General features: G+C 35.7%; 16 protein-coding genes and 1 riboswitch. Of the genes, 13 read left to right on the forward strand and 3 right to left on the reverse strand.

Annotated elements, in window-relative coordinates:
- The first annotated feature begins 385 nt into the window (after positions 1-385).
- From DM447_RS01950 to thiD, 4 genes are all read left to right on the forward strand, one after another.
- Positions 386-1096: a nucleotidyltransferase domain-containing protein gene (locus DM447_RS01950; protein ID WP_332871750.1), complete on the forward strand. Its 711-nt coding sequence runs from the start codon at positions 386-388 to the stop codon at positions 1094-1096.
- Positions 1097-1165: 69 nt separating this feature from the next.
- Positions 1166-1690: a type 1 glutamine amidotransferase domain-containing protein gene (locus DM447_RS01955; protein ID WP_112179617.1), complete on the forward strand. Its 525-nt coding sequence runs from the start codon at positions 1166-1168 to the stop codon at positions 1688-1690.
- 70 nt (positions 1691-1760) lie between these two features.
- Positions 1761-2240 carry a DUF456 domain-containing protein gene (locus DM447_RS01960; protein WP_112179619.1) on the forward strand — a complete coding sequence of 160 codons (480 nt, stop codon included), beginning with the start codon at positions 1761-1763 and terminating at the stop codon, positions 2238-2240.
- Between the two features lie 35 nt (positions 2241-2275).
- Positions 2276-3085, forward strand: coding sequence for a bifunctional hydroxymethylpyrimidine kinase/phosphomethylpyrimidine kinase (gene thiD / locus DM447_RS01965; RefSeq protein WP_112179621.1), 810 nt, complete (start codon positions 2276-2278; stop codon positions 3083-3085).
- Positions 3086-3139: 54 nt separating this feature from the next.
- Here thiD and DM447_RS01970 read toward each other — a convergent pair whose 3' ends face one another.
- Together DM447_RS01970 and DM447_RS01975 are read right to left on the reverse strand one after the other, a co-directional pair.
- Positions 3140-4501 carry an ammonium transporter gene (locus DM447_RS01970; protein WP_112179623.1) on the reverse strand — a complete coding sequence of 454 codons (1362 nt, stop codon included), beginning with the start codon at positions 4499-4501 and terminating at the stop codon, positions 3140-3142.
- Between the two features lie 18 nt (positions 4502-4519).
- Entirely contained in the window at positions 4520-4861 is a 342-nt protein-coding gene (locus DM447_RS01975; RefSeq protein WP_112179625.1) for a P-II family nitrogen regulator, read from the reverse strand.
- 250 nt (positions 4862-5111) lie between these two features.
- Between DM447_RS01975 and DM447_RS01980 the strand changes: the two genes are divergently transcribed.
- From DM447_RS01980 to DM447_RS01990, 3 genes are read left to right on the forward strand one after another with little or no spacing between them, the layout of a single operon-like run.
- Positions 5112-6032, forward strand: a complete 921-nt coding sequence (locus DM447_RS01980) for an ABC transporter ATP-binding protein (protein WP_112179627.1) — start codon at positions 5112-5114, stop codon at positions 6030-6032.
- Positions 6025-6966, forward strand: coding sequence for an ABC transporter permease (locus DM447_RS01985; RefSeq protein WP_112179628.1), 942 nt, complete (start codon positions 6025-6027; stop codon positions 6964-6966). The genes DM447_RS01980 and DM447_RS01985 overlap by 8 nt, the downstream gene beginning before the upstream one ends.
- A 29-nt stretch (positions 6967-6995) precedes the next feature.
- On the forward strand, positions 6996-7418 hold the full coding sequence (locus DM447_RS01990) for a DUF4064 domain-containing protein (protein WP_112179630.1): 423 nt from the start codon (positions 6996-6998) through the stop codon (positions 7416-7418).
- 64 nt (positions 7419-7482) lie between these two features.
- Here the strand turns inward: DM447_RS01990 and DM447_RS01995 are convergent, their stop codons facing one another.
- Positions 7483-8271, reverse strand: coding sequence for a carbon-nitrogen family hydrolase (locus tag DM447_RS01995; RefSeq protein ID WP_112179632.1), 789 nt, complete (start codon positions 8269-8271; stop codon positions 7483-7485).
- 167 nt (positions 8272-8438) lie between these two features.
- On the opposite strand from DM447_RS01995, the gene DM447_RS02000 reads away from it, so the two are divergent.
- The 6 genes from DM447_RS02000 to DM447_RS02025 all read left to right on the forward strand — a co-directional run bounded on the left by DM447_RS02000 (position 8439) and on the right by DM447_RS02025 (position 13811).
- Complete coding sequence (locus tag DM447_RS02000; RefSeq protein WP_112179633.1) at positions 8439-9626, forward strand: pyridoxal phosphate-dependent aminotransferase; 1188 nt, start codon at positions 8439-8441, stop codon at positions 9624-9626.
- A gap of 75 nt (positions 9627-9701) precedes the next feature.
- Positions 9702-9808, forward strand: a riboswitch (SAM riboswitch).
- Positions 9809-9915: 107 nt separating this feature from the next.
- A complete protein-coding gene (locus DM447_RS02005; protein WP_112179635.1) occupies positions 9916-10929 on the forward strand; it encodes a methionine ABC transporter ATP-binding protein in 1014 nt (337 codons plus the stop codon).
- A complete protein-coding gene (locus tag DM447_RS02010) occupies positions 10919-11581 on the forward strand; it encodes a methionine ABC transporter permease (RefSeq protein ID WP_112179637.1) in 663 nt (220 codons plus the stop codon). Before DM447_RS02005 ends, DM447_RS02010 begins: the two co-directional genes overlap by 11 nt.
- Before the next feature lie 37 nt (positions 11582-11618).
- The gene (locus DM447_RS02015; RefSeq protein WP_112179639.1) at positions 11619-12446 is read left to right on the forward strand and encodes a MetQ/NlpA family ABC transporter substrate-binding protein; all 828 of its coding nucleotides are present in this window, start codon (positions 11619-11621) and stop codon (positions 12444-12446) included.
- 123 nt (positions 12447-12569) lie between these two features.
- Positions 12570-12938, forward strand: coding sequence for a GntR family transcriptional regulator (locus tag DM447_RS02020; protein ID WP_112179641.1), 369 nt, complete (start codon positions 12570-12572; stop codon positions 12936-12938).
- A 27-nt stretch (positions 12939-12965) separates the two neighbouring features.
- Positions 12966-13811, forward strand: a complete 846-nt coding sequence (locus tag DM447_RS02025; protein WP_112179643.1) for an ABC transporter ATP-binding protein — start codon at positions 12966-12968, stop codon at positions 13809-13811.
- Positions 13812-13830: the final 19 nt, after the last annotated feature.

Consider the following 13830-nt stretch of genomic DNA (forward strand, 5'->3'; position numbering starts at 1 on the left):
TGTACTATTGTCGAAGCAATCTTTGTCATACAAGAAAGTGTGATTCAGCAGAAGCAGTGACAATTTCATTTGATAGACTAAATTGAATCAAAAACAATGAGTTATGATTCTGTGTTAAATTGGATCCTCAGAATAGCGGAGGAAGCAAATGGGTGACACTCTAGTGGGAACAGCAGAAGCCGAAGATCCACTTGGTAAAGTGTTTTTCTTTACCAAGTTAGCTGAGGCTGTGCCCGCAGAAAGGGAGCCCATTTGCTTGCGTAGCGGGTCATGAAATTCAGTTGCGTCGGAGAAATTTGTGAATTCAATTGCTTTCATTGGAAAAAATAGTGGGCCATTTGCATAAGATACTTAGATTGGACTAAGTATACAAAGGATGGTTCTGATGAAAAGATTGCCAGCGAAAGAAGCAGCAAAAAAGTTTGTTGATATGGAGTATCCAAACTGTGATGGGGCATTATTAGCAGGAAGTGTTGTCCGCGGAGAAGCAACACAAACCTCGGATTTAGATATTGTTATTTTTGACCAGAGTTTAACTTATAGTTATAGAGAATCACTAATCAAATTTGATTGGCCGATTGAAGTTTTTGTTCATAATCTTGCATCTTATAAAAGTTTTATTGCAATGGATGCCGCTAAAGGATTATCCTCATTACCACGTATGGTTGTCGATGGTTTTGTATTACGTGATTTAGGAATGATAGATAAAATAAAAGAAGAGGCACAGGAATTAATTGATAAAGGTCCTTCTTCATGGTCAATGGAAACGATTCAAACAAGACGGTATACGATAACGGATATGGTGGATGACTTGTTGGGCAGTAAAAAACGAGAAGAAGATATATGTATTGTGATGAGTGTAGCGCCACTCATCCCTGAATTTTATTTGCGTACGAATCATCAATGGATTGGTGAGTCAAAATGGATCCACCGTGCTTTGAAAAAATATGATCCATCTTTTGCAAATAGGTATACACAAGCATTTGAGGATTTCTTTCAAACAGGTACAAAGGCAGAGATTGTTAATATAATTGATGAAGTTCTAGCGCCATTTGGAGGAAGATTGTTTGAAGGTTTCTCATTAGGGAAACAATAATAAGAGGAAGTATTCTAATTTAATTTAAAAGTTTGATAGAATAGACTTAAGATAAAAAGGAGGCAAATCATGCGTTTAAAAAATAAGAAGGTAATCGCCTTAGTAGAAAGTGACTTTGAAGACTTAGAATTATGGTATCCGATATTAAGATTACGTGAAGAAGGCGCTACAGTTGATTTAGTTGGTAAGGAAGCAAATAAGATATATATAGGTAAATATGGTGTTCCTGCCGAGTCAGATAAAGCATTTAAGGATATAGATGTTGATGCGTATGATGCGATTCTTGTACCTGGAGGATGGGCACCTGATAAATTACGTCGCTATCCAGAAGTACTTGATTTTGTGAAAGCAATGGATCAAGCAAAGAAACCAATTGGACAAATATGTCATGCGGGTTGGGTGCTTATTTCAGCACATATCTTACAGGATGTTAAAGTGACAAGTACGCCAGGCATTAAAGATGACATGACAAATGGTGGTGCAATTTGGCTTGATGAACCTGTTGTTGTTGATGGTCATATCATTTCAAGTCGTCGTCCACCCGACTTACCGCCTTATGTAAAAGCTTTTGCTGATAAATTAGCTGAATCATAAGAATTAAAACTCCTCTTCTGATTCGAAGGGGAGTTTTTGTCTGTAAATATATAAGGAAGAGGTGTGCCACTTGGATTTGATAATATGGTTACTGATCATTATTAGTTTTATATTAAGTTTTGTCGGTATTATTTATCCAATTATTCCATCTCCACTTGTGTTATGGATTGGATTTTTACTATATTACTTTTTAATAAATAATGATCTATCCGGATTTTTTTGGTTGGCAATGATAATATTGACTATCATTTTGATTGTTTCTGACATAATCGCAAATAGTTATTTTGTCAAAAAATATGGGGGTAGTAAATGGGGAGAACGTGTAGCGGGAATTGGTGTTATTGTAGGTTCCTTTATTGTACCGCCTTTTGGCATTATTATCGTTCCGTTTTTTGCAGTCATTGTAGTTGAAATGCTTCAGAAAAGGTCGACGGAAGAGGCCTTAAGAGCAGCAATTGGTTCGTTGCTAGGATTTTTGGGTGGAGCTATTTCGAAAGTAGTAATACAGCTCGTAATGATTGGTTGGTTCTTTGTTTCCGTTATTTGGTGAGTATTAACATAGTGAAAGGTTTGGAGTGATCTATTGTGACAATAAAACGTGTTTTATCAATTGCTGGTTCCGCAGCACAAGGAAGTGCTGGTATTCAGGCTGATCTAAAAACGTTTCAAGAACGAGATGTGTATGGAATGGCTGCGATCACTGCAATTGTTGCTAATAATTCTAAGACGAATAATGGAATATTTATTCATTCAATCGAAGAGATAGAAGCGCAATATCATGCTGCTATAGAACATGTTGGGGTGGACGCTATAAAATCAGGTATGCTTTTCTCGAAGGAAATTATTGAACGTGTTGCATTATTACTTGAAGAAGCGCCTACTGATAATATTGTGGTTGATCCAGTTATGATTGGTAAAATGGGATCACAGTTATTACATGAGGATGCGATAGTTGCAGTAAGAGAAAAACTAATTCCAATTGCCAAAATTATTACCCCTAATTTACATGAAGCGGCAAAGTTGTTAGAAGTAGAACCAATTAAAACTGTAGCGAAAATGAAAGACGCTGCAGAAAGATTACATCAGTTAGGATCAAGATATGTTTTGATTAAGGGTGGCGCATTGGATGGTGAAGCCGTCGATGTTTTATTTGATGGAAGAAGTTTTACTTCGTATAGTCAGCCTAGAATAAATACTATTCATACAAGTGGAGCGGGATGTAGTTATTCATCTGCTATTGCAGCGGAGTTAGCTAAAGGGAAAGTGGTAGAAGAAGCAATCAGATTAGCAAAGGATTATGTTCATGCGGGTATTACATATGCGTTATCATTTGATCGAGGAATCGGCTCAACGTATCATGCCGCTTTAAGAAAGTATGGATTACCAGAAGGTTAGAAGATGAATTTAAAAAAAGACGATTGCATAAGTTATGCAATCGTCCTTTTAAATTTAAGATGTTTTTTGACTTTCAGGTAAGCTATTCAAACGATCTGCTAAACCAAATTCACCATGTAATGGAGAAGGTTCAGAAGTTAATAATGTGTCTTTGAATGCATATGCACTAGATCCGTGCTCTGCGAAATCCAGACCAGAGATTTCTTCTTCTTCTGATACACGAATAGAAGAGAAACGAGTAAGGATGAAAGTGAATAGACCAACTACTACCATTGTCCAAGCAATTACTGCGACAACCCCAACAGCTTGAATACCTAATTGCGAGATACCATTGCCATAGAATAAACCAGTATTTGTAGAGAAGAATCCGATAGCTAATGTACCCCAGATACCACAAATTCCGTGTACAGAAATGGCACCAACTGGATCATCAATTCTAAGTTTTGTATCAAGGAATGTAATAGCTTCAACTAAAATTACGCCAGAGATTAAACCAACGATGATAGAACCACCTAATGAAATTTCAGCACAACCAGCAGTAATACCAACTAGACCTGCTAATACACCATTAAGTGAAAGTGATGCATCAACACGATTGAAACGTAATTTAGAATATGCTGCAGATGCTACTAACGCAGCAGATGTTGATAGTAAAGTAGTACCAATAACCATTGGAACTAAACTAGGGTCAGCTGCTAATGTACTACCACCATTGAAACCAAACCAACCTAACCATAGAATAAACACACCTAATGCACCCATTGGAATATTGTGACCAGGAATAACGTTGATCTTCTTACCAACATATTTCCCTTTACGAGCACCAAGGAATAAAACAACTGTTAATGCACCAACTGCACCTGTTAAGTGAACAACAGTAGATCCAGCGAAATCACTAAATCCTAATGCTGTTAACCAACCATCGCCTTGCCAAATCCAATGACCTACAACAGGATAAACAAATGCTGTCATTGCAATAACAATCCAAATGTAGCTGCCAAGTTTCATGCGTTCTGCAACTGCACCAGATATAATTGTCGCACAAGTTGCTACAAACATTGCTTGGAAAACAAAGAATCCAATGTCGTCAACGCCACTAAGTAAAAAGCCATCTGAACCAATAAATGTTCCAAGAGAAGTACCGAACATAATTCCATAACCTACTAAGAAGAATAGAATAGCTGCGATACTAATTGTTAAGAAGTTTTTCATGATGATATTTAGAGAGTTTTTAGATCTTGTAAATCCTGACTCTACCATTGCAAATCCAGCATGCATAAAGAATACCAAGATTGCTGCTAACATCACCCAAACAAGGTCAACAGATAGTTGTAAAGACTCTGTTGTTGGCGCTGCGTATGCAGGTGATGCGATAAGTAAAACTAGAAAAAATAAAAGTGCACTTTTCTTAAGCATATAAAATCCTCCTCTTTTTTATAGAACTGCTTCTTTACCGCGTTCGCCAGTTCGAATACGAATAGAGTCTTCTACTGGATAGACAAATATTTTACCATCACCTATATTCCCAGTACTACATGTAGCAATAATTAGATCAACTATTTCATCTAACTGTGTTGCTGGAACAACCAATTCTAATTTAATTTTAGGGAGTAATTGTATCTGAAATGTTGTGCCGCGAAAAACCCCTGTTTGTCCCTTTTGCTTACCAGTACCTGCTGCTTCCGTAACGGTTAAGCCCCCAATACCAATCTCTGATAATTTGTCGCGTAGTTCTTGAAACTTTTCTGGACGAATGATCGCTTCAATTTTTTTCATTTAAAATCCTCCTTTCAATATTGTGTAAGGTTATTTAACATATTAAGTTATGTTTATTATCATAATGTCTTACAAAGAAAATATCAAGTGTTTTTAGCAAATTTTTTGAAAATTTTGAAGTAAACGATTTCAAAGGATTTCATAGGTCTTAAGAACGACTTTTAAAAATATTTAATGCAATGTGAAACGAAATGGATGTTTTTACCGTATTAGTTGTTAAGTACTGTTTTTAGAAGGGATGAGGATATAAATGACAGAGCCAGCAATGCAATTAATTGAATTAAGAAAAACGATAGGAAAGAAACAAATTATTAAGAATTTGAACTTTTCGATTTATCCAGGTGAAGTTTTTGGGTTTTTGGGACCAAATGGTGCTGGTAAGACTACAACGATCAGAATGATGGTCGGTTTAATGAAAATAACTTCCGGTGAAGTATTAATTCAGGGAAAGAGCATTAAATCTGAATTTAAAAACGCAATTAAAGAAGTGGGTGCAATTGTTGAAAATCCAGAGATGTATCCATTTATGAGTGGATGGAAGAATCTAGTGCATTATGCACGAATGGTACCTGGTGTGACAGAAGATAGAATAATGGAAGTTATCCAACTTGTCGGTTTAGAACATGCAATTAAAGAGAAGGTTGGTCGCTATTCTCTAGGAATGCGACAACGCTTAGGAATTGCGCAAGCTCTATTGCATCGACCATCTATTTTAATATTAGATGAGCCAACTAACGGATTGGATCCGTCAGGTATTAAAGAAATTAGACATTATATTCGCAAATTAGCAGCCGAAGAAAACGTAGCTGTAATCGTGTCAAGCCACATGTTAGCTGAGATGGAAATGATGTGTGATCGGATTGGCATTATAAAAAATGGCGAGTTAATTGCAATAAATAACGTTAATGAAGAAGGTAATCATGAAGATGTTCAAGTAGTTCATATTGTGGCTGAACCTTTAATAGAAGCTAAAGAACTTATAGAACGTAGATTTGAAATAGAAGTGAATAGAGATAAGGAGACATTGATTTTATCTATTGATAGGAAATCTATACCTGATATTGTTAAAGAGTTAGCGACAGAAGGAATTAATATTTATTACGTTCAAGCGCATAAAACAAATCTAGAGGATAAATTTATGGCTTTGATAGGAGAGAATACAATTGGTTAATTTTATACAACTAATAAGAAATGAAAATATGAAACTATATGCAAAAAAGGCAACATGGATTATGATTGGTTTATTGGCTATCATTGTTTTGGCAGGAGGACTTCTTACCCGTTTCATGGATGATAATGTAACGAGAGAATATAGTGATGATTGGCGTGCGGAAATGCAAGAAGAAATTGCTACAACAGAGACTGAAGAGTATGCTGAATCAGCGGTCTACATAGATGTTGATAAAAATATGTATCATTTAGAGAATGATATTGCACCTGTTGAGTATAGTGCGATGCAATTTGTTTATGAAAACATTGAGTTATCGATGTTGCTTAGTTTGTTTACTATTATCGTTGCTGCAGGTATATTAGCAAATGAATTTCAATGGGGTACGATTAAGTTACTGTTAATAAGGCCTGTTACACGTTTGAAAATACTGGCTGCTAAATATGTTACTGTGTTATTCTATGCTTTAACACTACTTGTTTTTTTAGTTGTCTTTTCGTGGATAGTGGGCGCAATTTTGTTCGGTATGAATGGTGTTAATCCTTCAACGGTCGTTTATGAGTATGGTGGCTATAATGAAGTGAATTTAATGTCTGGAGTTGTGCAAGGTTTTGGTTATAAAATGGTTAATTTAGTAATGATGACGACATTTGCTCTCATGGTCTCAACAATCTTTCGCAATGCTAGTATGGCAATTGGATTTGCGATATTTCTAATGTTATCAGGTAATTTGATTGTTGCTTTTGCGTCGGACTATGGCTTTGCAAAATATATATTATTTGCAAATACAGACTTAAGTCAATATCGTGAGGGTGCTACTCAAATGCTAGAAGGAATGAGTCTATCATTTTCTATTACTATTTTATTAGTTTATTATGTTATTTTTTTAGTTGCATCTTGGTTTTCTTTTACAAAACGGGATGTTGCAGGGCATTAAAATAAAGAAAAAAGAGGGGAATGTTTTAGATGAAGCGTACAGCAGAAGTAGTAATAGGAATTATTGGAGCGTTAGCATATGGTTTTCTTGCTGTAATTGGTGGGATTATTGTTTGGTTACAAAGTAATGAGGATGTAGCAAGGGGATTTTACGACGATATGATGGCACAAAGTCCTGAATTAGAATTGCCTGATTATCAAGTCTTTCTTGATTCATTTGGTACAACGGGTATCATACTATTGATCGGTTCAATTCTAGCGATAGCAGTTGGTGTCGTTGCAATGGTTTTATTAAGAGGGAATAAAAAACCTAAAGTAGCTGGGATTATGTTTATTGTAACAGCAGTTCTTGTAGCGGTTATTTCGTTAGGTACAGGTGTTATTGCGGGAGCTTTCTATCTGATTGCAGGAATTATGTGTCTAGTTCGTAAACCAAAACAACTGATTGTCTAGTATAGTAATAAATGAGAGGGAAGAATGCAACTACATTCTTCCCTCTCATTTTTCTGTTATATAGTTATAATCGATACATATCTGGTCTGCGATCAGAAAAAACAGGAATCGTATCACGAACTTTATCTACATCTTTTAAATTAATTTCTCCATAATAGATACCTTCAACTTCTCCTGCGTCCATAATCATTTCTCCCCACGGTCCGATAATCATCGAATGCCCTCCGAATTGATTATTAGGATCTAAACCAACACGATTACAAGCTATTACAAAGCATTGATTTTCAATTGCGCGACTCATCAATAATGCCTTCCAGTGATCGATCCGTGCTAAAGGCCATTCTGCTACAACAAAAAGCATTTTAGCACCATTAAGCATATGTGTGCGAATCCATTCAGGGAAACGAATATCATAGCAAATAACGCCAGCACTTGATTCGTTCTCCAGCTCGAATGAACCGTTTGTTTTTCCTTCAATTAGATGCTTTTCTTCATTCATTAAACGAAAAAGGTGTGCCTTTTCATACTCCTTTAATAATTTACCATCTCTATTGATAATAAGCATATTGTTTGTCACGCCTTTGTCGGTCTGTTTTGCAACCGATCCTCCAACTATATTCACCTGGTATTTTTGAGCTAATTCAGATAAAAATGCGATCGACCCCTCTGCGTTAGGATCAGCAATTTCATCCAATCTTGTAAGATCGTAACCAGTGGTCCATAGTTCTGGAAGCACAATAACGTCAACTTTTTTTTCGTCTATTTCCTTGAAAAAGTTTCTAACATTTTTTTGATTTGCTTCTGGATCACCAAAAATTATATCTATTTGAAATAAAGCAATTGATAATGTCATTTGAATTATTCACTCCTAGTTATGAGTAGGGATTTTAACAGCTGTATTATCCCACCGAGCAATTATGCTGTCAATTCAATTATAAGTTAGTGCTTTACAAAAAGACAAATAATAGCTAAGATTAGAAATTAATATTTGATGGTTTAATTATGGGAGAGTGAATTTGTATGCAACACTTCGAACAATCGGAAACGCTGAAACGATTACCAAAACAATTTTTTGCAGGTTTAGTGCAAAAAGTGCAACATATGGTGAATCAAGGTTATGATGTGATAAATTTGGGACAGGGTAATCCAGATCTACCTACCCCTCAACATATAGTAGAAGAATTAAAAGTCGCAGTAGATAATTCGCAGTATCATAAATATTCGCCATTTCGAGGGCAAGAATTTTTTAAAGAGGCTATCGCAAGCTTTTATAAAAGAGAGTTTGATGTTGATATTGATCCATCAACAGAAGTTGCGATTCTCTTTGGAACAAAAGCAGGTTTAGTAGAAATAAGTCAATGCCTATTAAATCCAGGAGATATTGCTTTAATGCCCGATCCTGGTTATCCAGACTACATGTCCGGCATAGCTTTGGCCAATGCCAAGCCTGTATTTATGCCATTGCAAGAAGAAAATAACTTTCTGCCTGATTATGAAGCATTAAATCAAGATCAATTAGATCAAGCTAAATTAATGTTCTTGAACTATCCAAATAATCCTACGGCAGCAACAGCATCAGAAGAATTTTTTGATGAAACAATTGCGGTTGCCAAGAAACATGACATTTGTGTCTTGCACGACTTTGCTTATGGTGCAATAGGCTTTGATGGGGAAAAATCGCAAAGTTTCCTGCAGTCAGAAGGCGCGAAGGATGTTGGGATAGAAATGTATACACTTTCTAAAACATATAATATGGCTGGTTGGCGTGCTGGATTTGCAGTTGGCAACCCTTCTGTTATCGAAAGTTTAAATTTGATTCAAGACCACATGTTTATGAGTTTGTTTGGGGCTGTGCAACAAGCAGCAACAAAGGCATTGTTGGCTGATCAATCAGAAGTAGAAAAATTAGTCAGTATATATGAAGAACGTCGGAATGTAATAATTGAAAAATTAAATGAAATAGGCTGGCATGTAAAGGCGCCAAAAGGATCTTTTTTTGTTTGGTTAGCTGTACCAAGAGGTTTTACATCTGAGGAATTTGCTGATCTTTTATTAGAAAAAGCGCATGTAGCAGTTGCCCCAGGTAACGGTTTTGGTGAAATGGGTGAAGGCTACGTTAGAATTGGTTTGTTAGCGGAACCTGATCGTTTAAAAGAAGCCGCGGAAAGAATTGGTAAGTTAGAAGTGTTTCAAAATCACGATATATAACCCAGGTAATTACCGGTTGACAAATCATCAATCGACTATTAATATATAAGCTAACTTAATAATAATATGCATTATATCTTATCCAGAGTGACAGAGGGATCAGGCCCGTTGATGTCACAGCAACCTTCCAATAGGAGTGGTGCTACTTCCTGCAGAATGTTTTTCGTTCTGAAAGATAAGGGTTGACGTTTACACAATCAATTCAACTCTCTTTCGCGAAAACGAAAGGGAGTTTTTTTAGATCCTGGTAAGAAGCTGCATAAACGTTAGATAAAGAGAGGTGAGAAAGATGATTACGATAGAGCATGTTAGTAAAGTATTTAAGTCGAAAAAGAATAGTGTTATTGGTGTAGACGATGTTTCGATGCACGTTGAAAAAGGCGAAATATACGGCATTGTTGGGTATAGTGGTGCTGGAAAAAGTACCTTGTTGCGTTGTATTAATATTTTGGAACGTCCTTCCGCAGGAAAAATAATTATTGATGATGTTGATTTATTGCAATTATCGTCTTATGAATTACGGCGAGCTAGGCAATCGATTGGTATGATTTTTCAAGGTTTTTATCTCGCTTCAGCAAAGACAGTTTTTGAAAATGTTGCGTTTGCTTTAAAAGCAGCTGGAATACAAAAAGCGAAACGTAAAACAAGAGTATTAGAATTATTGGATCTTGTTGGTTTAGCGGATAAAGCAAATCAATATCCTGCACAATTAAGTGGTGGTCAAAAACAACGTGTAAGTATTGCGAGAGCTTTAGCGAATAATCCAAAGGTATTGCTATGTGACGAGGCAACTTCTGCTTTAGACCCTAGTACCACGAAATCGATTCTTGCATTGTTGAAGAAGATTAATAAAGAATTTGGTATTACAATTGTGTTGATCACACATGAGATGGAGGTTGTCAAGGAGATATGTCATAAATGTGCGGTTATGCAAGATGGTAGAATGATAGAACGCGGCTCCTCATATGAAATTTTCTCTAATCCTAAGGAAGCATTAACAAAACAATTTATTGATACCGTATTAAATTTTGAGTTGCCTCAAAAGCTCCTTGCAACGTGTCAAGGTACAATATTACAGCTTCAATTTAGGGGAGACTTAGCTAGCGATCCCGTTGTTTCCGATATGTTACAACGCTTTAAAGTTAGTGGTAATATTCTTCATGGAAAGGTCGAATATATTAATGAAACACCTTTAGGAATATTCATTATGGAACTGCTTGGGGATGCTGCAGAGGTTAAAGAAGCAATTACTTATTTGGAACAACGCTTAAAACAGGTGGAGGTGATCCAACATGCTCGATAGGATTATTGAAATATTACCTGAATTAAATGTAGCTTTTCTTGAAACACTAACAATGGTTGGTATAGGATTGTTAGTCGCTATCATATTAGGATTACCTATTGGTATTTTATTATTTGTAACAGATCAAGGGCTCTTTTTAGAAAACCGCGTTATTAAAATAGTTTTAGGTATTGTCATTAACTTAATTCGATCAATACCGTTTATTATTTTACTCGTATTTCTATTTCCGTTTACCGATTGGTTACTTGGAAAAACAACAGGTCCATTTGCAGCTTCTGTCGCGTTATCCGTGGCCGCCATTCCGTTTTATGCGAGAATTGTCGAATCTGCAGCACGTGATATTGATAAAGGGGTGATCGAAGCTGCTATTGCAGTAGGTGCTTCACCTTGGTTAATTATTAAAGATATTATATTACCAGAAGTTAAATCGGGTTTAGTTAGTGGTTTAACGATTACGGCTATTAGTCTGGTTGGTTATTCCGCAATGGCAGGTACGATCGGTGGCGGTGGTATCGGTGATTTAGCTATTCGTTACGGTTATTATCGTTATGATAATACGGTAATGTTCACGACAGTTGTTGTCTTAATCGTTTTAGTACAAGTTATGCAGTACCTTGGCGACTTTATTGCAAAAGCAGTAAATAAACGCTGAGAAAAAATATAAACTAATTTTACAGGGGGAGAAAACAATGAAAAAGATAGTAGCGCTTATATCAGTATTGTTTATTTTAATTTTAGCAGCATGTGGTTCAGAAGAGGAGTCAAATAGTGCGGATGGAGAAAAGAAAACAATTGATTTTGGTGCAACAGTAGGGCCATATAGTGATATGGTGACAACAGCAATTGCTCCACTTTTAGAAGAAAAGGGCTACGAAGTAACAAACCAAGAATTTACGGATTATGTTCAACCAAACAAAGTATTAGCTAATGGCGAGTTAGATGCAAACTTGTTCCAACATAAGATTTATATGGAAGCTTTTGCTGAAGAAAATGATTTAGACTTATCTGAGGTTATTATTGTTCCAACAGCACCAATGGGGTTATATTCAGAAACATTTGATAGTATTGATGCAATTGAAGATGGCAGTTCGATTGCTATTGCTAATGATCCCACAAACTTGGCAAGAACGTTAGTAATGCTACAAGATGAAGGTGTCATTACAATCAGTGAGGAAGTTGATCCATTAAGTGCTTCTGTAAATGATATTATTGAAAATCCAAAGAATTTAGATTTTGTTGAAGTAGAGGCAGCTCAATTACCACGTCTAGTAGAAAGTGAAGATTTGTCAGCTGTTCCTGGTAACTATGCATTAGCTGCTGATATGGATTTATTAGACGCTTTAGCGTTAGAGGATATGCCTGATGATTACCGAAATCGTGTTGTTGTAAATACAGAAGATTTAGATGCGCAATATGTTCAAGATATTAAAGAAGTAATTGAATCCGATGAATTTGAAGCTATTATCGACGAAGAGTTTCAAGGATTTGGGAAACCTGAATGGATGACAGCCGAATAATAACAAGAAGGACACCTTTAATTAGGTGTTCTTTTTTTGTGGAAATAAGTTGACACTTCTTTGCTTAGTGTATATATTGTATCTATAGTATATACACAATAATGATAATTTGAGGCGATACAGATGAATGTTGTTCTTTCTAATACAAGTAAGGAACCTTTATTTCAACAAATAAAGGAACAGATAAGAAATCAAATCTATCAGGAAGTACTTAAAGAGGGTGATGCATTGCCGTCTATGCGTATTTTGGCAAAGCAGTTACAGGTTAGTGTTATTACAACTAAGCGTGCTTATGAAGATTTAGAAAAAGAAGGATTTCTTATCTCGTCAGTTGGGAAAGGAACGTTTGTATCTGGTCAACAGTCACACGTATTAAAGGAATGGAAGATTAGAGAAATAGAAAATGATTTAGAAAAAGTGATAGAAGATGCAAAACAATTAGGTTTAACAAAAGAAGCGATTATCGAACGGGTTACGTTATTCTTTGAATGATTTTGTTGAAAAGGGAGTGGAAGCCATATGGAGCCATTTGAATTAAAAGGTGTAACAAAAAGAATGGGCGATTTTTCAATTAGAGACCTTAACTTTAAAATACCAAACGGTTATGTAACTGGATTTATTGGTCGTAACGGAAGTGGGAAAACAACGACGATTCAACTTATTGTGGACATTATCAAACCTAACCAAGGAGAAATTAGTTTATTTGGGGCCCCTAATACTGATCCAAAAACAAAGCAAAGAATAGGGTTTGTATATGATGAATTGTATATGTATGAAAACTTTACGATTAATCACATGCGCTCTTTTATTGCACCGTTATATGATACATGGAGCGATCGTTTATTCTCGGAATATCTTTCGGAATTCGATTTACCATTGAAAAAAAAGCTGAAGCATTTTTCAAAAGGAATGAAAATGAAAACATCACTATTATTTGCTTTAGCACATGATCCTGATTTATTAATCATGGATGAACCAACCGCAGGACTAGACCCCATTTTTCGGAGAGAATTGATGGATATCTTACAAGAATTAATGACTGATGAAAAAAGAACTATTTTTTTCTCAACCCATATTACAACTGATTTAGATCGTATTGCTGATCATATTATTTTTATTGATGATGGTGTAATCAAATTAGAAAAAAGCATGATAGAAATTGAAGAGGAATTTCATCTTATTAAAGGTGAAATTAAAATGCTAGATGCTGATATTCGTAAAGAATTTTTGGGACTAGAAGAAACCCCACAAGGTTTTATCGGTCTATTACAAGGTGATCCTAGAGAGTTTGAAACAAGTGAGATGATAATCGAAAAAGCCTCCTTAGAAGATATTATGTATCTGATGACGAGAGAGAAAAGGTAATAATTTGGAGAGGTGAGAT

Source organism: Paraliobacillus zengyii, from assembly GCF_003268595.1.
GTDB lineage: Bacteria > Bacillota > Bacilli > Bacillales > Amphibacillaceae > Paraliobacillus_A > Paraliobacillus_A zengyii.

Excerpts from the sequence above, each read along its gene's own strand:
- DM447_RS01950 (WP_332871750.1), top strand. The coding sequence starts at position 386 with ATGAAAAGATTGCCAGCGAAAGAAGCAGCAAAAAAGTTTGTTGATATG.
- DM447_RS01955 (WP_112179617.1), top strand. The coding sequence starts at position 1,166 with ATGCGTTTAAAAAATAAGAAGGTAATCGCCTTAGTAGAAAGTGACTTT.
- DM447_RS01970 (WP_112179623.1), bottom strand. The coding sequence starts at position 4,501 with ATGCTTAAGAAAAGTGCACTTTTATTTTTTCTAGTTTTACTTATCGCA.
- DM447_RS01975 (WP_112179625.1), bottom strand. The coding sequence starts at position 4,861 with ATGAAAAAAATTGAAGCGATCATTCGTCCAGAAAAGTTTCAAGAACTA.
- DM447_RS01980 (WP_112179627.1), top strand. The coding sequence starts at position 5,112 with ATGACAGAGCCAGCAATGCAATTAATTGAATTAAGAAAAACGATAGGA.
- DM447_RS01990 (WP_112179630.1), top strand. The coding sequence starts at position 6,996 with ATGAAGCGTACAGCAGAAGTAGTAATAGGAATTATTGGAGCGTTAGCA.
- DM447_RS01995 (WP_112179632.1), bottom strand. The coding sequence starts at position 8,271 with ATGACATTATCAATTGCTTTATTTCAAATAGATATAATTTTTGGTGAT.
- DM447_RS02000 (WP_112179633.1), top strand. The coding sequence starts at position 8,439 with ATGCAACACTTCGAACAATCGGAAACGCTGAAACGATTACCAAAACAA.
- DM447_RS02005 (WP_112179635.1), top strand. The coding sequence starts at position 9,916 with ATGATTACGATAGAGCATGTTAGTAAAGTATTTAAGTCGAAAAAGAAT.
- DM447_RS02010 (WP_112179637.1), top strand. The coding sequence starts at position 10,919 with ATGCTCGATAGGATTATTGAAATATTACCTGAATTAAATGTAGCTTTT.
- DM447_RS02015 (WP_112179639.1), top strand. The coding sequence starts at position 11,619 with ATGAAAAAGATAGTAGCGCTTATATCAGTATTGTTTATTTTAATTTTA.
- DM447_RS02020 (WP_112179641.1), top strand. The coding sequence starts at position 12,570 with ATGAATGTTGTTCTTTCTAATACAAGTAAGGAACCTTTATTTCAACAA.
- DM447_RS02025 (WP_112179643.1), top strand. The coding sequence starts at position 12,966 with ATGGAGCCATTTGAATTAAAAGGTGTAACAAAAAGAATGGGCGATTTT.